The 19,860-nt window shown below is 70.0% G+C and carries 17 protein-coding genes; 3 read left to right on the top strand and 14 right to left on the bottom strand.

Features of this window, described 5'->3' with window-relative positions; genetic code table 11:
• Nucleotides 1-118 precede the first annotated feature (118 nt).
• The 11 genes from RR3_RS22960 to RR3_RS22910 all read right to left on the bottom strand — a co-directional run bounded on the left by RR3_RS22960 (nt 119) and on the right by RR3_RS22910 (nt 13,739).
• Nucleotides 119-1,120 (bottom strand): LLM class F420-dependent oxidoreductase, encoded by a 1,002-nt coding sequence (locus RR3_RS22960; RefSeq protein ID WP_064066433.1) that lies wholly within the window; start codon nt 1,118-1,120, stop codon nt 119-121.
• Between the two features lie 151 nt (nt 1,121-1,271).
• Nucleotides 1,272-2,234 (bottom strand): cutinase family protein, encoded by a 963-nt coding sequence (locus RR3_RS22955; RefSeq protein ID WP_017681176.1) that lies wholly within the window; start codon nt 2,232-2,234, stop codon nt 1,272-1,274.
• 11 nt (nt 2,235-2,245) lie between these two features.
• Nucleotides 2,246-2,797, bottom strand: a complete 552-nt coding sequence (locus RR3_RS22950) for a DUF732 domain-containing protein (RefSeq protein ID WP_017681175.1) — start codon at nt 2,795-2,797, stop codon at nt 2,246-2,248.
• Between the two features lie 152 nt (nt 2,798-2,949).
• Nucleotides 2,950-4,815: an alpha/beta hydrolase-fold protein gene (locus tag RR3_RS22945; protein WP_043822787.1), complete on the bottom strand. Its 1,866-nt coding sequence runs from the start codon at nt 4,813-4,815 to the stop codon at nt 2,950-2,952.
• Nucleotides 4,816-5,108: 293 nt separating this feature from the next.
• The gene (locus tag RR3_RS22940; protein ID WP_026137863.1) at nt 5,109-6,119 is read right to left on the bottom strand and encodes an alpha/beta hydrolase; all 1,011 of its coding nucleotides are present in this window, start codon (nt 6,117-6,119) and stop codon (nt 5,109-5,111) included.
• Between the two features lie 308 nt (nt 6,120-6,427).
• Nucleotides 6,428-8,299, bottom strand: a complete 1,872-nt coding sequence (locus RR3_RS22935) for an arabinofuranosyltransferase AftB family protein (protein WP_059175051.1) — start codon at nt 8,297-8,299, stop codon at nt 6,428-6,430.
• Nucleotides 8,300-8,357: 58 nt separating this feature from the next.
• The gene (locus tag RR3_RS22930; RefSeq protein WP_064066434.1) at nt 8,358-9,263 is read right to left on the bottom strand and encodes a decaprenyl-phosphate phosphoribosyltransferase; all 906 of its coding nucleotides are present in this window, start codon (nt 9,261-9,263) and stop codon (nt 8,358-8,360) included.
• Nucleotides 9,260-9,796, bottom strand: a complete 537-nt coding sequence (locus tag RR3_RS22925; RefSeq protein ID WP_017681171.1) for a phosphatase PAP2 family protein — start codon at nt 9,794-9,796, stop codon at nt 9,260-9,262. Before RR3_RS22925 ends, RR3_RS22930 begins: the two co-directional genes overlap by 4 nt.
• Nucleotides 9,780-11,696 (bottom strand): glycosyltransferase, encoded by a 1,917-nt coding sequence (locus RR3_RS22920; RefSeq protein ID WP_064066435.1) that lies wholly within the window; start codon nt 11,694-11,696, stop codon nt 9,780-9,782. Before RR3_RS22920 ends, RR3_RS22925 begins: the two co-directional genes overlap by 17 nt.
• Complete coding sequence (gene glf / locus RR3_RS22915) at nt 11,693-12,913, bottom strand: UDP-galactopyranose mutase (protein ID WP_017681169.1); 1,221 nt, start codon at nt 12,911-12,913, stop codon at nt 11,693-11,695. The genes RR3_RS22920 and glf overlap by 4 nt, the downstream gene beginning before the upstream one ends.
• Nucleotides 12,914-12,986: 73 nt before the next feature.
• Nucleotides 12,987-13,739 (bottom strand): MerR family transcriptional regulator, encoded by a 753-nt coding sequence (locus tag RR3_RS22910; protein ID WP_064066436.1) that lies wholly within the window; start codon nt 13,737-13,739, stop codon nt 12,987-12,989.
• A 132-nt stretch (nt 13,740-13,871) separates the two neighbouring features.
• Between RR3_RS22910 and RR3_RS22905 the strand changes: the two genes are divergently transcribed.
• Entirely contained in the window at nt 13,872-14,336 is a 465-nt protein-coding gene (locus RR3_RS22905; protein WP_017681167.1) for a DUF2231 domain-containing protein, read from the top strand.
• A 10-nt stretch (nt 14,337-14,346) separates the two neighbouring features.
• Here the strand turns inward: RR3_RS22905 and RR3_RS22900 are convergent, their stop codons facing one another.
• Genes RR3_RS22900 through RR3_RS22890 form a run of 3 tightly spaced genes read right to left on the bottom strand, consistent with a single transcriptional unit; the run spans nt 14,347 to nt 17,869 of the window.
• Nucleotides 14,347-15,699, bottom strand: coding sequence for an MFS transporter (locus tag RR3_RS22900; protein WP_064066437.1), 1,353 nt, complete (start codon nt 15,697-15,699; stop codon nt 14,347-14,349).
• 42 nt (nt 15,700-15,741) lie between these two features.
• On the bottom strand, nt 15,742-16,752 hold the full coding sequence (locus tag RR3_RS22895; RefSeq protein ID WP_064066438.1) for a PDR/VanB family oxidoreductase: 1,011 nt from the start codon (nt 16,750-16,752) through the stop codon (nt 15,742-15,744).
• 1 nt (nt 16,753) lies between these two features.
• Entirely contained in the window at nt 16,754-17,869 is a 1,116-nt protein-coding gene (locus tag RR3_RS22890) for an aromatic ring-hydroxylating dioxygenase subunit alpha (protein WP_017681164.1), read from the bottom strand.
• Nucleotides 17,870-17,994: 125 nt separating this feature from the next.
• On the opposite strand from RR3_RS22890, the gene RR3_RS22885 reads away from it, so the two are divergent.
• The gene (locus tag RR3_RS22885) at nt 17,995-18,585 is read left to right on the top strand and encodes a PadR family transcriptional regulator (RefSeq protein ID WP_010596201.1); all 591 of its coding nucleotides are present in this window, start codon (nt 17,995-17,997) and stop codon (nt 18,583-18,585) included.
• A 142-nt stretch (nt 18,586-18,727) separates the two neighbouring features.
• Nucleotides 18,728-19,837, top strand: a complete 1,110-nt coding sequence (locus RR3_RS22880) for a glycosyltransferase (RefSeq protein WP_010596202.1) — start codon at nt 18,728-18,730, stop codon at nt 19,835-19,837.
• The last annotated feature ends 23 nt before the right edge of the window (nt 19,838-19,860 follow it).

Genomic DNA, 19,860 nt, shown 5'->3' with positions numbered 1-19,860 from the left:
GTCCTTGTCCTCGCGCTAGCGGATCGTCGTACCTGTACAGCTCAACAGCATCCGGCGGTGCATCTCACGAATCTGTCCATCGATCCGAAATCACGATTATGTTACAGATCCGCATCGGTCATTCCCCCGCCAACAGCGGAATCACCGGTGCGAACGCCTCCATCTGGGTGGGGAAGACCCCCACATAGGACATCCCCGTCTTCGCCCGCACGTTACGGATCTGTTCGGCGATCTCCTCGTAGGAACCGATTGCGAGATACGGCGATTCGAGGATCTCGTCCACGGTGAGCCGGACGTCCACCTCGATGTTCGGGGGGAAGCCCTGGTCGAGGGCAGCCAGCGCCATCTCGGCAGTCTGCTCCCGATCATCCGTGACGAGAATCATCGTGATGGTCCAGTTCAGCTCGATGTCATCGAACCGATCCCCCGCTGCGCGACGGATCACGTCCACCCGCTCCACAGTCTTGCCCATCGTGATCCCCGACAGCAACAAACGGCCGTCCCGATTCGTGGGGGTGGCCACCGAGATGATGTCGGCGTACTTCGCCGCCAGCGCGAGCATCTTCGGTCCCCCGCCGCCGACCGCGATGGGCGGACGCGGGCCCTGCCGCGGGCGCGGACTGCCCTTGAGGCCGTCGATGCGGTAGTGCTTGCCCTCGAAGTTGCATTCCCGGCCCCGCAGGAGCACGTCCAGAATCTGCAGGCTCTCCTCGAGCTTCTCGATCCGGACGCCGGGACGTTCGTAGGCGATGCCCGCCTTGTCGAACTCCTCCTTCATCCACCCTGCGCCGATCCCGAGCTCGAGCCGGCCACCCGAAAGGACGTCGACGGTCGCGGCGTCCTTGGCCAGGATCGCGGGATGCCGGAAGCCGTTCGCGAGGACGGCGGTGCCGAGGCGGATCTTGTCGGTGGCGACGGCGAGCGCACCGAGGGCGGCCATGGGCCCGACCTGGTTGCCCAGGTGGTCCGGGATCATGAAGCTGTCGTAGCCGAGCTCCTCCGCCTTGCGCGCCAGCTCGACGAAGCGCCGGGCACCGCCCTCCTCGGCGTTGCCCTCGCCACCCGCGGCGAAACGAAACTTCCGCGGTTGCGTGACAGCCGAGCCGTCGGTGGCGCTCATCGAACCTCTTCTCGTGTGGCGGTGGTCGCGCGTCACGGGCCCGGAAGGATTTCCCGGGTCATGACCGAAGGTCGAGTCTAAGCGCCGACCGACCAGTGAGTGTATCGGGTGGTGATCCCCGACACTACCGACCGGTAACAACGAGGAGAGTTCACTCCTCGCGAGGGGTCGGCGCCTCCTCGATCTTCTCGATCGCCCAGTTCGCCACCCACTGCGTCGCCGTCGTACCCGAATCGTCCACGACGAAGGTGTTGTACAACGCGTGCACGGGGTTGTTCATGTACTCGAGCAACCGCGGCGCGCTGGCGAGCCAGTTGCCGGGATTCAGCGCATTCGGCGGGGCGTCGCAGATCCCGTCCGTCGGTGCACAGATGTCCACCACCTTGTCCTCGAGCTCGCCGAACCCACCCGGTCGCGCGCCGGTCATGGTGATCCCCGGTAACCGCAACCCGTTCAGCGACAGCTCGGCGCCGACGCCCGCGACGGGCGGTCCGATCGTCTCGACCGTCCCCGGGTCGCGACGGCCGTCGGCGATGAGGGCCACTCCGAGCACGCGATCCGCCGGAACGGGCCCGTCACCGGCACCGATGCGCGACGCAACGTCGCCCGCGATGACCGCGCCCTGCGAGAAGCCGGTCAGCACGTAGTTGGTCAGCGGGCACTCGGCGAACCGTCGCTCGAGGATGTCCTCGGTCGCTGCGGTGCCGGCCGTCCGGCTGTTGTTGTACGACTGCTGGCCGTCCGGCGGGAGCGCCACCGGATTCGAGAACTGGGCCACGTACGGAACGGTGTACACGTCGGCACGCTGGGCGTCGAAGCGCTCCTGCAGCGGACGCGTGACGTTCAGCATCAGCGACAGCGGATTGAACGTCGGGTTGTACGGGTCGTCCCAGGCGGCCGACTCCCACGTGCCCGGCACCGCCACCACCTGGACGTCCGGGCACGAGGCGGGCTGCGCCTCCGGCTTCTCGGGTCCGAGAGGCCCCGGCGGCCCAGGCACCGGGAGCCGGCCCGCGAGGATGTACCAGAGCGCCAGCACGGCCGCCAGGACGACCAGGATCCCGAGTACGAGGATTCCCCGCCTCCGGCGTCGTTGCTTCGCTCGGGCCGTCATGGTGGTCGCTCCTAGCAGAAGGTGTCGCGGGCGACGGTGATGTAGACGTCGGCGGTCGTCGCGGCGTCGGCGTCGGAGATCTCCTTGCCGGCGGCCGCGGCCTCGCTGCCCACCGCCGCGGTGACGATCGTCTTGATCTCCTCGGGCGAGCTGCCCTGTGCGGTCGCCGCGCAGATGTAGTTGGCCGTGTTGATGGCGATGCTGCCGTCGGCGGCGGGCTCCACGCCCTGCTCCCGCAACCCGTCCAGGAACGCCTGGCCGCGGTCGTCCACCGGCACCTCGGCCGGGCCGGGGAATCCGGGTTCGGTCTCCGGCTGCGCCGGCGGCGCGGTGGCGGCCTCGCCCGGACTCGTGGTGGGCGTGTCCTCGGGCGCGGTCGTGGTCGCCTTGGCGGCGGTGGTCTCGGCGGCGGAGGTCGAGGTGGTCGCCGACACGGACGTCGACGGGGTGTTCGTCGCCGTGGAATCGTCGCTTCCACAGGCGCCCAGGAGGGCGGTGGCGGCGAGCGCCGCGGCGCCGGCGCCCAGGACGCGGGTCAGGCTCGAACGGGTCCGTGCAGGCATGTGGTGGTGTCCTCGCATCCAATCGTCGGAAATGGGCAGTGCCCAGGCTACAGATGCGAACCGGGCGGTGACCGCGACCCGTGCGTCGCGGTCACCGCCCGATCCGGCGGTTGCGGGCCGCCGCGGCGGCACCGGAACCGCGGGTGACGATCCTAGGGGCGGACGGTGGCCACGTTGTCGACCACCGTGACGAATCCACCCTGGAAGTTCTGCTGGACACCGCCGGGGATGGGGAACTCGTCGCCGACGGGGAAACCGAGGCGACCGTTCTCGTATCCGGCGCTCTTCCATGCGTCGAACACAGGCCCGGTCCGAACGGACCAGGCGCCGCTGAGCGGACTCCAGTAGATGTTGCCGCCCTCGAACTCGTTGAACCGGCCGCCGTCCTTGACGGGGATCTCGCTGGTCTTCGGGAATCCGAGCCAGCCGTTCTCGTAGCCGAGTTCGGCGTACTTGCCCATGATCATCCCCTGCACGGCGTGGGCGCCGAGCGGTTCGGTCCAGTAGAGGGCGCCGATCTCGAAGCCCTGCACCACGCCGGGCTTGTTCGGGGTGGCCACCTCGTCGGCCACCGGGTAGCCGAGCGGACCGCCCTCCCAGCCCTGGCGTGCCCACTCGTCTCGGATGGCGCCGCGCACGGCGTGCGCCCCGGTCTGCGGGGTCCAGTAGATCGAGCCGTGCTGGAAGTGGTTGAACCGGCCGCGGCCGTCGGGGGTGCCGCGTTCCTCCGTGGTCGGGTAGCCGAGCGGACCGGCCGGCCCGCCGGCGGCCTGGTAGGCCCCGCCGATGGCGCCCGCCACCGGGCGGGCACCGCCCTCGGTGGAGGAGAAGATCCGGCCGAAGCGGAAGTCCTGGACGCGCCCGCCCGCGACGGCGTACTCCGGGGTGAGGCAGTCGCCGATCCACGGGGCGGCCGCGTCGCCGATCGCACCGGATGCACTGCAGTTCGGCTTCGTGACCTCCACGCCGAGGGCGTTGGCGAGCTGCGGCCACAGCTGGTGCAACTCGAATTCCCAGTACGGCCACGAATGGGTGCCCGACGGCCGGTAGACGACCTGGGCGGGGATGCCGACCTTGTTCAGCTTGGTGGCGAACGCCTGCGAGGTGAGCCGCGACAGGATCTCGAGGCCCATGCCGGCGTAGTTCGTGCTCACGCCCGGGATACCCGACGGCTGGTCGTACGGCCCGGTGCTACCGCTGCCGCTCGAGACGTACAGGCTCACGCCCTCGAGCTTGTCCGCAAGCAGGTACGGATCGTGGGCGGCCCACTGCTCACCGCCGGGGGTGCCCCACATGGCCGACGAGTCGAACCCGCCGGCATCCTGCATCGCGTACTGGATGGCCTGCGGCATGCCCAGGGTGGTGGTGGTCAGGATGCCGGAGAGCGACCCCGCGAACTTGAAGAAGCCGGGGTTGCGCGCGGGCAGGAACATCGCGGCGGTGCCGCCCATCGACAGGCCGACGACGCCGCGGTCCTTCGTGGTGCGCCAGTTGCCCTCGAGGATCGGGGGAAGTTCCTTGGTGAGAAACGTCTCCCACTGGTAGTTGCGCCCGTTGTTCTGGTCCACCCAGTCGGCATAGAAGCTGGACTGTCCGCCCACCGGCAGGACGACGTTGACGTTCTTGTCCGCGAAGAAGGCCTCGGCGTCCGTCTCGATCGTCCAGCCGTTCTCGTCGTCGCGGGCGCGCAGGCCGTCGAGCATGTAGACGGCGGGGAACCGGGCATCCGGTGCGATGTTCCAGTCCCGGGCCAGCAGCAACTGCACCTGGATGGGGCTGCCCATGGCCGGCGAATTCACCCACAGGGCCACGCGCCGGTCGGTCAGCCAGTCCACCCGCTGCACCGTCACCCCGGACGGGGCCTGCGCGGCGGTGGGTTCGCTGCGATCCACCGGCTCCGCGTACGCGGCGCCGACGGCGAGGGTTCCGGCGACGAGGGGCGCGACGAGGGCCGCGGCGACCACCCCGAGGATCCGCCGGCCCCGTCGCGTGGGCGGCACCGGAGGCCGGGCGCGCACGGTTCGACCTCCGCCAAGCACAGTTCGCATCGGCATCGCTCACTTTCTGCGTTGCTGGGGCGTCGGCGGGCGACCGGGCCCCGCGTCTCGAAGACTGTTTCTACACGTGAACGGGCGCCGGGTGGGGGTGCCGCGCTGTGACGGCTGTGGTTTTTGTCAACTATCCGGGGTTTTTGTCAACTGTCCGGGGTTTTCGTCAACTATCCGGGAAACGGCGCATGCCGCCCCTCGACCCTCTCGGGATCGTGGGGCGGCATGCGGACCGTCAGTGTGCGCCGGGTGGTGCGGCGCGATCAGTAGGCGTTCAGAGCCTCGAGGATCTGGGGGCGAGCCTTCCACAGCTCCTCTTCCCAGTACTTCCAGGAGTGCGTGCCGCGCGCCGGGAAGTCGAAGCGGGCCTGGACGCCGAGGGTGGCCAGCTTGATCTGGAAGGCACGGGTCTGGGCGAGGGCGAGCGCCTCGAGGCCCATGGCGTTGGCGGTGTTGTAGACACCCACCAGGCCCTGCGGGTTGTCGTGCTGACCGGGCAGGCCGCTGGCCGCCGAGATGTACATCGACAGGCCGGCGAGCTTCGGCGCGAACACGAACGGGTCGTTGCGCAGCCAGGCCGGGCTCCACGGCGGGCCCCACATGGAGTCGACGTTGAAGCGGCCGGCGTCGAGCATCGCGACGCGGATGGCCTCGCGCATGCCGGGGGCCGACAGGTTCAGGTAGCCGGAGAGCGACGACGCGAACTTGAACTGGTCGCGGTGGTAGGCGGCCAGGGTCAGCGCGGCGCTGCCGCCCATCGACAGGCCCAGGATGCCGTTGTTGCTGCGGGAGACGCCGCGGGTGGCGAGGTAGTCCGGCAGGTTCTGGGTCAGGAACGTCTCCCACTTGTAGGTGACGTCCTGGCCGTTGAGGTTGCTGGGCGCGTACCAGTCGGTGTAGAAGCTCGACTGGCCGCCGACCGGCATCACCAGGGTGACGTTGTCGTTGGCGAACTGGTCGCGCGCGTTGGTCTCGAAGCTCCACGCGTTCGCGTCGTCCCGGGCGCGCAGGCCGTCGAGCAGGTACAGCGCCGCGTCACCGCCGCGGGCGGCCCACTGGATCTGCACCTTGATCGGGCCCATGTCGGAGTCGACGAAGACTTCCTCGAACCCACCGGCCGGTGCCCGGTGCGAGATCGGGGCGGCGGCTGCGGGAGCGGCGAGCGCGGCGGTGCTTCCGGCGACGCCGGCGGCAACCGGCAGAACGAGGGCTGCGGCGCCCACGCCGAGCACGCGCCTGCGGAGGCGCTGCGACAACCTCGGGACAAAACGCATGAACAATGCTCTCTTTCTCCATCTGCGGCGTCCGCGTGCGCGTCCCCCGTCGGATACCGGCGGCGACGACCGAGCGGGCCGTCACAAGTCACACTGCGGTCAAGACTGTAAAGGACACCGTGGGCTCTGACAAACCCCCGGTAACCCAGGTCAACGAACCGTGTGTCGGCTTCGATATCGGCCCACACTGCCGATGCGTTACTCGTCCGTTATCGGCTGTGATCATACCGAGATATGCCCGGCGGGTCGCACGGGGCCGCCCGGAAGGAAAACGACACCGATGTAATTCGCTGGCCGGACGCCTGCGTTCAGCCCCCGTCACGTGGGGGCGGAAGCTCGAGGTCGCACCGCTGGATCTCGTATTTCGGCACCCGCTCGAATCGGTAATCCGCATATTCGAACGAATTGCGAAGATTGCGCTTGAACAGCGGCCACGTCAATTCCGCGCGGGAGGACGCGAGCAGTTCCTGCGTCTGCGGGCACGTCAGCGCCACCTGCGCCTGCGCCACCCAGTCCTCGTCCAGGTAGGCAGGCAGCCACGGGTGCACATCCACCATCCCCGTGTCGGCGACGACCCAGTCGGAGTAGAGCAGCTTGTCGTGCCCGATGCGCCCGTCCTCGAGCCGCTCGGTGTGCGCCGCCAACGGGTATGCCAGTCCCATCTGGTCGAGCACCTGCACGTCGAGCCCGACGTTCATGCTGGTCATCCCGAGGTTGAGGAAGTAGACGGTGTGGCCGGCACCACCCGGCGGGACCGGCCCCGGCGGCGGGACGACATCCCAGGCGTCGAACGACGGTGTCGGCAGCAGCAGTCCGCCGTCGGGGGTGTTCGAGATCGCCTCGACCATCGCCCGCATGCGCGGATAGTCGAGGTAGTCCTCGGCCCGGACGGGATGCAGGTGGCCGGTGTTGAGGGCGTAGAACGCCCGCTCGTCGACGATCCCGGAACGGCCCACCACCGCCCCCTCGGGCATTCCGGTGGTGTTCGCCGCGATCGCCGACCACACCACCACACCGAGCCACAACACGCCTGCCGCACCCGCGACGGCCGTCGTGCGAGTGCGGCCGATCTCGGTGGGAACACGCAACGGAATCACGGCGACGGGAACGAGCAGACAGAACAGCGGCGGCAGCAGCACCCGGCCGTGCATGAAATCACCGCCGACACGAAGGGCGTAGAGCGTGAGCAACACCCCGGCGCCGAGCATGAAGACGACCACGGCGGACGGAGTGCGCAACGCCCGCTGCGCGCGGACCGCGAACGAGGCTTCCGTGTGACGGATTTCACGTTTCGATGCACCCGGTGCGAGCGGTGTCCGGTCGCGCCACGCGAGCGCGGCACCGAGCAGCAGCAACAGCAACGGCAGCCACAACAGGTACGGGCTCACCAGGTTCCCGAGATACTCGAAGCCCTGCGCCCACTTCGCGCCGCCCGCATCCTTGGCCACCGCCGTGTTCGGGTAGGGCAGCCCGTAGTAGCCCATCCGCCAGATCTGATAGGCCACCGGCACGGCACCGGCCACCGCCACCATCGCGATCCGCACCCGCCACGTGAGGCCCGCGGCGAGGAAGAGCATGAGCAGGGCCGGAAGCGCGAGAAGTGCCAGTTCGGGACGCACGAGCGGGCCGAGGCCGGCCACGAACGCCGTCGCCAGCACCGACGGCGCCGACGGGGTCCCCGGCGCCGTCGCCCACCGCACGAGCAGCAGCCACAACAGGGCGATCCAGCAGATCACCAGCCCGCTCTCGAGGCCGGAGGTGGCGAAGTCCCGCGCCGGGGGCACCGCGATGTAGACGAACATGCCGGCGGGAACCAGCAGGAAGGTGGCGCCGCCGCCCCGCAGCCGCCACCGGTACAGCCGGCCCGTGCCGAGCATCGCCAGCGCCACCGCCGCGGTCGACAGCACGAGCGCCGTGGCCAGGACCACGTACTCGAGTCGCACCCCGGTGAGCCAGCCCATCGCGTACACGAGATACGTCCACAGGGTGGACGTGTTCGCCTCGACGCGGTCGCCGGCGTTGAACACCGGGCCGTTGCCGGCCAGCAGATTGCGCACGGTGCGCAGCACGATGAGGCCGTCGTCGGCGATCCAGCGGCGCTCCCACGCGCCCCAGAACATCAGCAGGGCCGCCAGCGCGACTCCACCGGAGAACACCGCGGTCGGCACCCACGGCCGCATGCCGTCCCGACGGGCCGGCCGGGCCCGGCGGGCCGGGGTGTCGAGATCCTCGTCGAGGTCAGAAGAGGTAGACAGCACCGCCGACCGCCCCGATCCAGGCCACCGCGAGGAGTTGCAGCACCCGGTCCTTCAGGGCGATCTCCTCCGGTTCGCCGGCCTCCCCGCCGTCCACGTCGACCGCGTACCGCAGGATCGCGATCACGAACGGAACCATCGAGATCGCGAACCAGTTGGTGTCGTTGGCCTGGTCGCGTTCGAACGCCCACAGGCCGTAGCAGATGACGACCGCCGTCGCCGACAACGTCCACACGAACCGCAGGTAGGTGCCCGTGTAGTACTCGAGCGACTTGCGGATCTTCGCGCCCGTCCGCTCCGCGAGACGCAGCTCCGCGTACCGCTTGCCCGCCGCCATGAACAGCGAACCGAACGCCATGATCAGCAGGAACCACTGCGACAGGAGGATCTCCGCGGCCACACCACCGGCGATCGCGCGGAGGAGGAACCCGGACGAGACGATGGCGATGTCCAGCACCGGCTGGTGCTTGAGCCCGAAGCAGTAGGCCAGCTGGACGGTGATGTAGACGGCCATCACCACCGCGAGCTGCCAGTTCGCCAGGAACGACAGTGCGATCGAGCCGACCAGCAGCACCACCGCCATGCCGTAGGCCAGGTTCACCGGCAGCACGCCGGCGGCGATCGGCCGGAACCGCTTGGTCGGGTGGGCGCGGTCGGCCTCGACGTCCATCGCGTCGTTGACCAGGTAGATGCCCGAGGCGGCCATGCAGAACACCACGAAGGCCAGGGCGACCGGGATCAGGACGTCCACCTCGGTCGCCGAGCCGGCCGCGAGCGGCGCCGCCAGCACCAGCACGTTCTTCACCCACTGCCGGGGGCGGACCGCCTTGACGATGCCCTCGGCCAGATTCTTCGGAGGTGCCGCGACGGCTACCGGTTCCTCGCTCATCTCTCTCCAAACTTCTTCTCGGCCCGCACGACGGCCGCGGCGGACGCGGCGCCGAGCGCAGCCCCCGCCAGCACGTCCGTCGGATAGTGGACGCCGAGCACGAGGCGGGACAGCAACATCGGCGGGACCAACACCGCCGGTAAGGGTAGCCCGGTCAGCCGGCCGAGCAGCACGGCAGCGGCCGTCGTCGAGGTGGCGTGCGAGGACGGGAAGCTGAGCCGGCTCGGCGTGGACACGTTGACCTGGACGGTGGGGTCCACGGGCCGCGGCCGCCGCACCACCCGCTTGACCACGATGGACGCGGCGTGCGCACCGACGGCGCCGACCGCGACACCGGCCCAGCGGCGCCGGCGCGGGCGGTCGACCAGTGCCCCGACACCGCCGATCACCGCCCAGCCGAAGGCGTGCTCACCGAAGTGCGACAACCCCCGGGCCGCCGCGAGCGCCCCGGGACGCGAACCGACCGTGGACTGCACGGCCTGCAGCACCTGGATCTCGGCCTCGGTGGTCGGCCATTCACGATTCGAAGACACGCTCCCACTCCTCCTTGCTCGTCAGGGCGGGAACCGCGGCCTGGTACTCGTCCTTCAACTCGGGGAACCTGCGGGCAAGCTCCCGGCGCAGCCGCACAGCCTCGGACAACAACGCCTGCGCCTGCCGCGGGTCGCGCTTACGGTAGACGACGCCGCGCCCGTCCGCGGTGGTCACGGTCACACCGTCGACCTGCGAGAGCAGGAACCAGCGGGCGTCGAGGGTGGGCACGTTCAGCTGCGGGCGCTCGTGGTGTTCCGGATGCGCCGGCCGCACGTTGTGCACCAGGCCCTTGGCGAGCCGCACCATCTTGCCGACGGCGCCGCGCGGCTCGCCGACCGCCCCGACCTCGGCACCCGACGGCAGCGGCAGCTCGGTCGACGACGGCAGCACCACGGCGTCGGAGAACCGCCTGCGCAGCGCGTGCACCTCCCCGAGCGCGGTGGGCAGCAGTTCGAACAGACGGTCCGGGCCGGCCAGGAAGTCCTCGATCGCCTTGTTCTGGATCGCCACCGTCGAGTACTCGAGGCACAGCAGGTGCTTGAGCGTGGCCTTGACGGTGTCGAGGACCAGGCCACGTCCGTCGCCCGGCATGTGCAGCGCCGCCACGACGAGACGGTTGCGCAGGTGGAAGTACGCCTGCCAGTCGATGGCGTCGTCCTTGTCGCTCCACGCCATGTGCCAGATCGCGACGCCCGGCATGGTGACGGTCGGGTAACCGGCGGCACGCGCCCGCAGGCCGTACTCGGCGTCGTCCCACTTGATGAACAGCGGCAGCGGCTGACCGATCTCCTCGGCCACCTGCCGCGGGATCATGCACATCCACCAGCCGTTGTAGTCGACGTCGATGCGCCGGTGCAGCAGCTTCGACTGCTCGCGGTCGCGCAGCGGCTTGGTGGAGAAGTCGTGGTCGTACTCGACGTTCGGCGCCGCCGTCCACATGAAGTTCGCCCGGTCGATCACCTCGCCCATCGTGTGCAGGTGGCTGCGTTCCTGGAGGTTGAGCATCTGACCGCCGACGAGCATCGGGCTCTTGGCGAACCGGGACAACGCGAGAGCGCGCAGGATCGAGTCGGGCTCGAGCTCGATGTCGTCGTCCATGAACAGGATGTACGGGCAGTCGGTCGTCTTCAGCGCCTCGTACATGATGCGGCTGTAACCGCCCGAGCCGCCGAGGTTGCCCTGGTCGTGGATGGCGAGCCGGTTGCCGAGCGCGGCCGCCGCCTCGGTGAAGCCGGGCTCGTCCCGAACCTTGCGGGTGCCCTGGTCCGGAATGATCACGGCGTCGACGACGTCGAGGACCAGCGGATCGGAGGCGAGGGCGACGAGGGCCTTCACGCAGTCCGTCGGGCGGTTGAAGGTGGGGATGCCCACGGCGACGGAGGCCTCGCCGGGCGCCTCGACCGGCGCGTACCACCCCGCCGAGCGCAACGTGACGTCGGAGTCGGTGGTGATGTCGAACCAGATCCAGCCGCCGTCCTCGAAGGGGCCGAGGTCGATCTCGAACTCGACCGTCGCGGCGTCGTGCGCGGCGGAGAACTCGCGGCCCTCGACGTGGATGCGGCTCGAGTCGGCCTTCGAGCGGTACACGTCGGCCCGGCCGTGCCCGGTGAGTTCGAGTCGCAGCACCACGGAGGTGAGGGTGCTCCAGCGTCGCCAGTAGCTCGCCGGGAAGGCGTTGAAGTAGGTGCACATCGACACCTCGGACTCGGCGCCGATGTTCAGCGACGTCCGGCCGACGGCGTGGGCGCGCCGCGCGTTGGTGGGCGATTCCTCCAGGTAGAGGGTGCGCACGTCGAGCGGTTCACCCGGACGCGGCAGGATCACCCGCTGCAGCAGCGCCTTGCCGAGCCGCTCGTCCACGGGTGCGTCGGGCTCGACGAGCAGGTGCCGGGCGCTCACGAGGCGTCCCCCGCCAGCGGGGTGCCCGAATCGAAGTACGGCGCGAGGGCGTTGTCGAACATGCTCAGGGCGCTCGCGATGGCCATGTGCATGTCGAGGTACTGGTAGGTGCCGAGCCGGCCGCCGAACAGCACCTTGTTCTCCGTGGCCTCCCGCTTGGCCCGCTCCCGGTAGGCCGTCAGCTTGGCGCGGTCCTCCGGGGTGTTGATCGGGTAGTACGGCTCGTCGTCGTTACCGGCGAAGCGCGAGTACTCGCGCATGATCACGGTCTTGTCGGCGGGGTAGCTGTCCCGCTCGGGGTGGAAGTGCCGGAACTCGTGGATGCGGGTGTAGGGCACGTCGGCGTCGTTGTAGTTCATCACCGGGGTGCCCTGGAAGTCCGCGGTGGGCAGCACCTCGGTCTCGAAGTCGAGGGTGCGCCAGCCGAGCCGGCCCTCGGAGTAGTCGAAGTAGCGGTCGAGCGGGCCGGTGTAGACCACCGGGGCCTCGGGGCTCGCGGCGCGGATCTCGTCGCGCACCTCGAACCAGTCGGTGTCGAGCCGCACCTCGATCTTCTCGTCCTTCGCCATGTTCTCGAGCCACGCGGTGTAGCCGTCGACGGGCAGGCCCTCGTAGGTGTCGTTGAAGTACCGGTTGTCGAAGGTGTAGCGGACCGGCAACCGGGTGATGTTGCCGGCGGGCAGTTCCTTCGGGTCGGTCTGCCACTGCTTGGCGGTGTAGTCGCGCACGAACGCCTCGTAGAGCGGCCGGCCGATCAGGGAGATGGCCTTCTCCTCGAGGTTCTGCGCCTGTGCGGTGTCGATCTCGGCGGCCTGCTCCCTGATCAGGGCCCGGGCTTCCTCCGGGCTGAAGTACCGGCCGAAGAACTGGGACACCAGCCCCAGCCCCATGGGGAACTGGTAGGCCTGGCCCTTGTGCATCGCGAACACGCGGTGCTGGTAGTTCGTGAAGTCGGTGAACCGGTTCACGTAGTCCCACACCCGCTTGTTGGAGGTGTGGAAGAGGTGGGCACCGTACTTGTGGATCTCGATGCCCGTCTCGGGTTCGGGCTCGGAGTAGGCGTTGCCGCCGAGGTGGTGGCGGCGCTCGACGACGAGCACGCGTTTGCCGAGTTGCGTGGCGGCACGCTCGGCGATCGTCAGTCCGAAGAACCCGGAGCCGACGACGATCAGGTCGTACTCACCGGTGGCAGGCTGGGGCGAGGGTGCAGCGGTCACGGAAGACCAGGGTAGGCGACCCGCGCGCCCGTGCGCGTTTCCGGTAGCGGGAGCGACCGGAAACACACACGGGTCAGGCGAGGTGGGCCCGCAGGGCAGACCGGACGAACGTCGCACCGTCCGGGCCGCCGTAGTTCGCGGCGAACCGCTCGTCGGCGACGTACATGTCGGCCAGGCCCAGGACGTAGTCCCGGTTCGGCTGCGCCCCGTACCCGGGGGTGCCGGGGATGCTGCCGAGCCACGCGATGTGGCGACGGGCCAGGTCCTGTCCTTCCGGGCCGGCGGGGTCGAGGCCGGCGGCCGCGGCGGCCGTCCAGTCCGCGCCCAGGCGGGCGGCGACGGTCTTCCAGTCCGCCCGCTCGTCGTCGCTCATGCCCCGCCACCAGCGGTCGCTGCTCTCGTAGGCGTCCTCGCCCCAGCGTTCGATCACCTCGTCGCGGTACTGCGTGTGGTCGAACCCGTCGAACACTTCGTCCGCCATCAGTTCCTCACCTCTCTCTGTTCTGCGGATGGTGGTGCGCACCGACTCGATCTGCCGGGCCAGCCGCCGCTGCTCGTGCTCGAGCAGTTCCAGGTGCACGCGCAGCGCCGCGGTGGCGTCGCGGTGTCCCTCGAGCACCTCCGCGATGGCGGGCAGGCTCAGGCCCAGGTCACGCAGCAGCAGGATGCGCTGCAGCCGGACCAGGGCGTCGGCGTCGTAGAACCGCATGCCGCCCGGGCCGGTGCGGCTGGGCTCGAGCACGCCGACGTCGCCGTAGTGACGCAGCGTGCGGCTGGTGACTCCGGCCGCGCGGGCCAGTTCCTGGATGGACCATTCGCCCTTCATTCGCGGGCCTCTCTCGTCGGGTATCCCCAGGATGCGTCTTGACGCTGCGTCAACGTCAAGCGCGTTCGGGTCCCGTTCGTCCGGATCCCCGCCTACGGTTTCCCTGATGCTCCGGCCGGAAGGAAAGACGGTATGACGCTGATCAGCGGACTGCCCGCCCACCCCCTGCTCGTGCACGGGGTCGTCGTTCTGGTGCCCCTGGTGTCGCTGGGACTGGTCCTGTGCGCGCTGTGGCCGGCCGCGCGGCGACGCCTGCTGTGGCCGGTCGTGGTGCTCGCGGCCGCGGCGCTGGTCCTGACCCCGATCACCGCCGAGACCGGCGAGCAGCTCGCCGGTGTCCTGGGCCCGTCCCCGCTGATCGAGACGCACGAGGAACTCGGCGAGACGATGACCCTCGTCGTCGCGCTGTTGTTCGCCGCGACGATGCTGCTCGCGGGTGCGCACGTGCTGCGCGGCCGCGACGACGGCGGCGGGCGACGAGCCCTGACCGTCGTCGCGGCCGCGCTGGCCGTCGTCGCCGCGGTGGGTGCGACGGTGCAGACCGTCCGGGTCGGCGAGTCCGGCGCCGAGGCCGTGTGGACCGGACGGCTGCCGTAGCGACAGTGCGTCAGACCGCTGCCGGTGCCCCTGTGTCCGGCGCCGCTGCGTCCGGGGCCGCGACCGGGGTGCGTGCCGGTCGCAGCAGCAACAGCGCCACCGCGGCCAGGACGACCACGCCGGCGACGGCGAAGTACAGCTGCGCCGGTGACCAGCCCGCGTCGAGCAGCATGCCCGCGGCGGTGGGGGCGAGGATCGCGCCGGCGCGGCCGACGCCGATGGCCCAGCCGACGCCGGTGCTGCGCACCCGCGGGCCGTAGAGGGACGGAGCGAGGGTGTACAGACCGGCGATGCAGCCGTTGATCAGACCGCCGATCACGATTCCCAGCGCGAACGCGACGGCGAGCACCGAGATCGAGGCGATGAACACGGCCATGGCCGCAGCCGACAGGCCGGTGAAGGTGATCAGGACGGACCGAGTCGACCACCGGCTGGCCAGGACGCCGAACAGCACGGAGCCGGCCGTGCCGCCGAGGGTGAGCATCATGCCGGCGGTCGCGCTCTGATCCTTGGTCAGGCCGGCCGTCTCGAGCAGCGACGGGGTCCAGGAATTGACGAAGTAGAAGCCGAACATGGTGGTGAAGAACGCCGCCCACAGCAGGAGGGTCGGACGGGCGCGGCTTCCGGTGAAGAGGTCCGCGATGCGACCGGCCCCCGCCCCGGCGTCGCGGCTGGAGCCGTCGAGCGAGTGGATCGGGTCCTGGCCGATACGACGGGCGATCCGGTTGATCGACGCGAGGTCGCCGTCTCGGCCGCGGGCCCCGAGGAACTCGATCGATTCCGGCAGCAGCGCGGCCAGCAGCACCAGCACCGTTCCGGTCAGCACCGCACCGACGACGAACACTGCCCGCCAACCGTATTCGGTCTGCAGGCCCACCGCGGCCAATCCGCCGAGAGTGGCACCGACGCCGTACCCGGCGGTGTAGATGCTGATGGCCAGGCCGCGCCACCGCGCCGAGGAGTATTCGCTGGCGATGACGGTGGTGCAGGCGAGCACTCCGCCGATGCCGAGACCGGTGAGCACACGCCAGGTACCGAGCTGCCATGCCGATCCTGCGGTGGCGGACAGCGCCATTCCGGCGGTGGCGAGTGCGACCGACAGGAGGATGAGCGGCCGGCGGCCGATCCGGTCGGCGACCGGGGCGAGGGTGATCGCGCCTACGGCCATGCCGATCAACCCGGCGCTGAGGAGCACACCGATCGCCGAGCCGCCGAGCGCGAAGTCGGCGCCGATGCTCTTGGCCGTGAAGGCCAGGGCCATGACGTCGTAGCCGTCGAGGATGTTGAGCACCACACACAGGGCGACGATCAGCCACTGGTAGGGGCGCATCGGCGACGTGTCGATGCGAGCACGAAGGTCCATGCCGAATTCCTTTGAGGGAGGGTGTATCCGATGACCAGGCCGTCAGCGGACGGCGAGGGTGACGGTGCCGGGCACGGCGGGAGCGCCGGGACGGCGCACCACCCGCGACACGCAGGCACACAACTTCGTCGCGGCCGCCTTCTGCTCTTCGCTGTAGAAGACGTCACGGTGGTCGACGGCGCCGTCGACCGCGGCGATGCCGACCTGGCACAGACCGCATTCGCCCTTGCGGCAGTCGAACATCATGTCGACGCCGGCGCGTTCGAGTGCGTCGAGCAGGGACTCGTCGGTTCCGACGGTGGTTTCGACGCCGAGGTCGGGAACCTTGACGACGAACTCCTCGGCGTCGAACCAGCCGCTGTTGCCGAAGGTTTCGTACCTGAGGTTCGGCAGGGGCAGCTCGCGGTCCACCCAGGCGCGACGGACCGCGTCCATCAGCCGGATCGGCCCGCACATGTACAACTCGGTGTGGGCATCGACGCCGTCGACCAGGGTGCCCACGTCGAGGCCGGTCCCTTCGTCGTCGAGGTGCAGTTCGAGCCGGTCTCCGTGGAGCGCGGCCAGTTCGGCGAGGAAGGCCGTCGCCGAGCGGGTGCGGGCGACGTAGACGAGGCGGTAGTCGGCGCCGACCCGCTTCAGTGCCGTGCCCATCGCGGAGATCGCCGTGATGCCGATGCCACCGGCGAGCAGGACGTAGCGCCGCGCGCCGATCCGCAACGGGAAGTTCTGCAGCGGTGCGGTGACGTCGAGTTCGTCGCCGGGGCGCAGCGCGTGCATGAATCGCGATCCGCCCCGCGAGGTCGGGGACAGGTGCACACCGAGGGTGACGGTCCGGCCGTCGGCGCCGGCGGAGACGACGGTGCCGGCGGTGCCGGTGGAGACGACGGAGTAGGACCGCACCTCGCCGGTGTCGAGGCGCACGTCGACGTGGGATCCCGGTTCCGCTCGGACCGGTGTGTCGAGGGCGAGGACGATCCGGGCGATCGCGTCGGCCGCAGGGTCGGTCGAGACGACACGGCCGCGCTGCCAGGAGGGCTGGTTGAAGGCACTCATCTCAGCGCACCGCCTCGGGGATCGAGGTGCCGGTGGCGACGATCCGTTCGGCCTCGATCATGCGCTGGATGATCCTGCGCACCCACATGCCGCCGGCGTCGATGTTGAGGTTGTAGAACTCGTGGCCGGGGTTCGCCTCGATCGCCTTCTGCTGGGCGGTGAGCATCGCCTCGTCCTCCCCGAAGACGCCGTGGACGCCGTCGCGGGTCTGGGTGGTGATCAGCTGGCTGTCGAGGCAGTAGTTGCGCATGAACGCCCAGAAGTAGAGCGCGGTCTTCTCGTCGACCGGGGAGATGGTGTTCATCACGAATCCGTTGACGCCCTGGCTGCGGTCCCCCTCGGGGGCGCCGGTGCCGGCCTTGGCGACACCGACGTCGATGCGGATGGTCGACGGCGCCTGGAACTCGATGATCTGCCAGCGGTCGACCTTGCCGCTGAAGCCGGGGAACTTGTCGCGCATGTTCTTCTGCCAGAACGGGGGCGCGTCGATGTCGAGCATCCACCGGGTGACGGTGACGGTGCGGTCGTCGTGGGTGACGGTGAAGTCGGACTCGCTGAGTTCGTCCTGCCCGATCGACGACGAGTGCACGAACTCCTCGTGGGTGAGGTCCATGAGGTTGTCGAGCACGAGCTGGTAGTTGGCCTGCACGTCGATGGTGCGTCCGTCGCCGGCCCAGTCGGGTGAATCCATCTGGAACATGTCGGGGATGGTGTCGGGGTCGGCGAGCATCGGATCCCCGGGCCACACCCACACGAAGCGGTGCCGCTCGACGACCGGGTACGAGGCCACCATCGCGGACGGGTTGATCGTCTGCTGGGCGGGCATGTGGGTGCACCGGCCGGCGGAGTTGAACTGCAGGCCGTGGTAGGGGCACCGGATTCCGTCGGCGCCGACGAGGGTGCCCATCGAGAGCGGGGCGAGGCGGTGCCAGCACGCGTCGGCGAGGGCCACCGGCCGGCCGTCCTCGGTGCGGTAGAGCGCGAGCGGCTTGCCCGCGATGGTGCGGGCCAGGATCTCGCGTCTGCCGACCTCGTGGTCCCAGGCCGCGACGTACCAGGCGTCGAGCGGGTAGGCCATGTTCTTCGCGGTCGCCCCGGCGGGCCCCAGATCGGTCATGTCGTTCCTTCGGGAAGATCGGCGAGACTACCTATCGACATAGATAGTCAGTGACGTGAACCACACACTAACTATCGATATAGTGGTTGGCAAGACCGGTCCCCGAAACGAGAGGTGAGGACGAGATGAGCCTCCGCTATGCCCTGCTGGCGCTGCTCACGGCCGAACCCCTCACCGGGTACGACGCCGCCAAACGCTTCGGCGGCTCCGTCGGTTTCGTCTGGCACGCCCCCGACTCGCAGATCTATCCCGAACTCCGCCGGATGGAGAAGGAAGGCCTGATCGAAGGCGAGCAGGTCCGCTGGGGGCCGAACAGCACCAAGACCCGCTACTCGATCACCGACGACGGCATCCGCGCCTTCCGGGACTGGATGAACGCCCCGGTGGACTACGGGCCGATCCGCGACGCCCCGCACATGCGAGCGGCCTACTTCGAGTGGGCCGACCCCGACCGCGTCCGCGAGAACCTACAGCGGCACATCGACTACTACACCGAACAGCGGGCCCGATGGGCCGCGATGCGCGCCTCGATCCTCGACGCCTCCCACCCCACGATCGCCACCCGCATCGAGAAATACCCCGCGCAGGAACACGAACGGATCATCGCCTACAAGGCATTCGCCTACCAGGGACTCGTCGACCGTGCGACCGCCGAGATCGAATGGGCGCGCGACGGCCTGGATCTCGTGGACAAGCTGTCCCCTCCGTCGCCCTGATCCCGGCCACGGCGGAACGTCGCGGGGTGCAGGCACCGCCGCGGATGCGACGCCTGCGGCGATCGGGAGGTTCCGCGGGCGTTCACCGCGGCGCCCGGCGTCGTTGGCGCGCCCGTCGCCGCGGTCCGGCTCACTGAGACCGGTGCGCATCGTTCAGCTCGCCAACTTCTACGGGCCCCGGTCCGGCGGCCTGCGCACCGCCCTGCACCAGTGGGGCGGCGGGTACGTCGCGCGCGGGCACGACGTCGCACTGGTGGTGCCCGGCGCCCGGCGCGGCGAGGAACTGCTCGGGAACGGGGTCCTGCGGATCACCGTTCCGGCGCCGGTCGTGCCGTGGACCGGCGGATACCGGGTGGCCGACCCGCGACGCGTCGCGGACGTGCTGCGCGGCCTGCGGCCCGACGCGGTGGAGGTGTCGGACCGGCTGACCCTGCGCGGGTTCGGGCGATGGGCGCGACGGCGCGACGTCCGCAGCGTCGTCGTCTCCCACGAGCGGCTCGATCGCCTGCTCGGCCAGGCGCTGCCGGCACCGGCCGCACGCCGGGCCGCCGACCTGGCCAACCGCCGGATGGCTGCGGACTACGACACGGTGGTGTGCACGACGGAGTTCGCGGGTGCGGAGTTCACCCGCATCGGGACGCCGAACCTCGTGCGGGTGCCGCTCGGCGTCGACCTCGACCGCTTCCATCCCGCCCGTCGCGATCGGGGCCTGCGCGAGCGGTTCGTGCCGGGCTCGGTGCGGCTGCTGCTGCACTGCGGCCGGCTGTCCGTCGAGAAGAAGGTCGAGCGCAGCATCGACGCGACCCGGCTGCTGCGTCGTCGCGGGCACGACGTGCACCTCGTCGTCGCCGGCGACGGGCCGAGACGACATGCCCTGGAACACAGAGCCAGAGGGCTCCCGGTGACGTTCACCGGGTACATCGGGGACGCCCGCCGGCTCGCCGCGCTGTTCGCCACCGCCGACGTGTCGCTGGCCCCGGGCCCGCACGAGACGTTCTGCCTGTCGGCGCTCGAATCGCTCGCGGCCGGCACGCCGGTGGTGGCGTCGCGCTCGTCGGCGTTGACGGAGATCCTCACACCCGAGTGCGGCGCCCTGTCGGCCGACCGCGGAACGGCGTTCGCCGAGGCGGTCGACGAGATACTCCGCGGCCCCGACGACGTCCTGCGCCGCTCCGCCCGTCGTCGCGCCGAGCAGTTCGGCTGGGCGGCATCGGTCGACGGGATGCTCGCGGTACTCGGCGCCTCCGGATAGCGGTTCACCGACGCGGGGCTCCC

This window comes from Rhodococcus ruber NBRC 15591, assembly GCF_001894945.1.
GTDB classification, from domain to species: domain Bacteria; phylum Actinomycetota; class Actinomycetes; order Mycobacteriales; family Mycobacteriaceae; genus Rhodococcus; species Rhodococcus ruber.
The sequence above is the reverse complement of the archived record's forward strand: the minus strand, read 5'-3'. Positions and strand labels throughout refer to the sequence as shown.

Coding starts and splice junctions, on each gene's coding strand:
- RR3_RS22890 (WP_017681164.1), bottom strand. CDS start 17,869: ATGACCGATCTGGGGCCCGCCGGGGCGACCGCGAAGAACATGGCCTAC.
- RR3_RS22895 (WP_064066438.1), bottom strand. CDS start 16,752: ATGAGTGCCTTCAACCAGCCCTCCTGGCAGCGCGGCCGTGTCGTCTCG.
- RR3_RS22905 (WP_017681167.1), top strand. CDS start 13,872: ATGACGCTGATCAGCGGACTGCCCGCCCACCCCCTGCTCGTGCACGGG.
- RR3_RS22950 (WP_017681175.1), bottom strand. CDS start 2,797: ATGCCTGCACGGACCCGTTCGAGCCTGACCCGCGTCCTGGGCGCCGGC.
- RR3_RS22930 (WP_064066434.1), bottom strand. CDS start 9,263: ATGAGCGAGGAACCGGTAGCCGTCGCGGCACCTCCGAAGAATCTGGCC.
- RR3_RS22935 (WP_059175051.1), bottom strand. CDS start 8,299: ATGCGGCCGTGGGTGCCGACCGCGGTGTTCTCCGGTGGAGTCGCGCTG.
- RR3_RS22955 (WP_017681176.1), bottom strand. CDS start 2,234: ATGACGGCCCGAGCGAAGCAACGACGCCGGAGGCGGGGAATCCTCGTA.
- RR3_RS22940 (WP_026137863.1), bottom strand. CDS start 6,119: ATGCGTTTTGTCCCGAGGTTGTCGCAGCGCCTCCGCAGGCGCGTGCTC.
- RR3_RS22960 (WP_064066433.1), bottom strand. CDS start 1,120: ATGAGCGCCACCGACGGCTCGGCTGTCACGCAACCGCGGAAGTTTCGT.
- RR3_RS22910 (WP_064066436.1), bottom strand. CDS start 13,739: ATGAAGGGCGAATGGTCCATCCAGGAACTGGCCCGCGCGGCCGGAGTC.
- RR3_RS22900 (WP_064066437.1), bottom strand. CDS start 15,699: ATGGACCTTCGTGCTCGCATCGACACGTCGCCGATGCGCCCCTACCAG.
- RR3_RS22885 (WP_010596201.1), top strand. CDS start 17,995: ATGAGCCTCCGCTATGCCCTGCTGGCGCTGCTCACGGCCGAACCCCTC.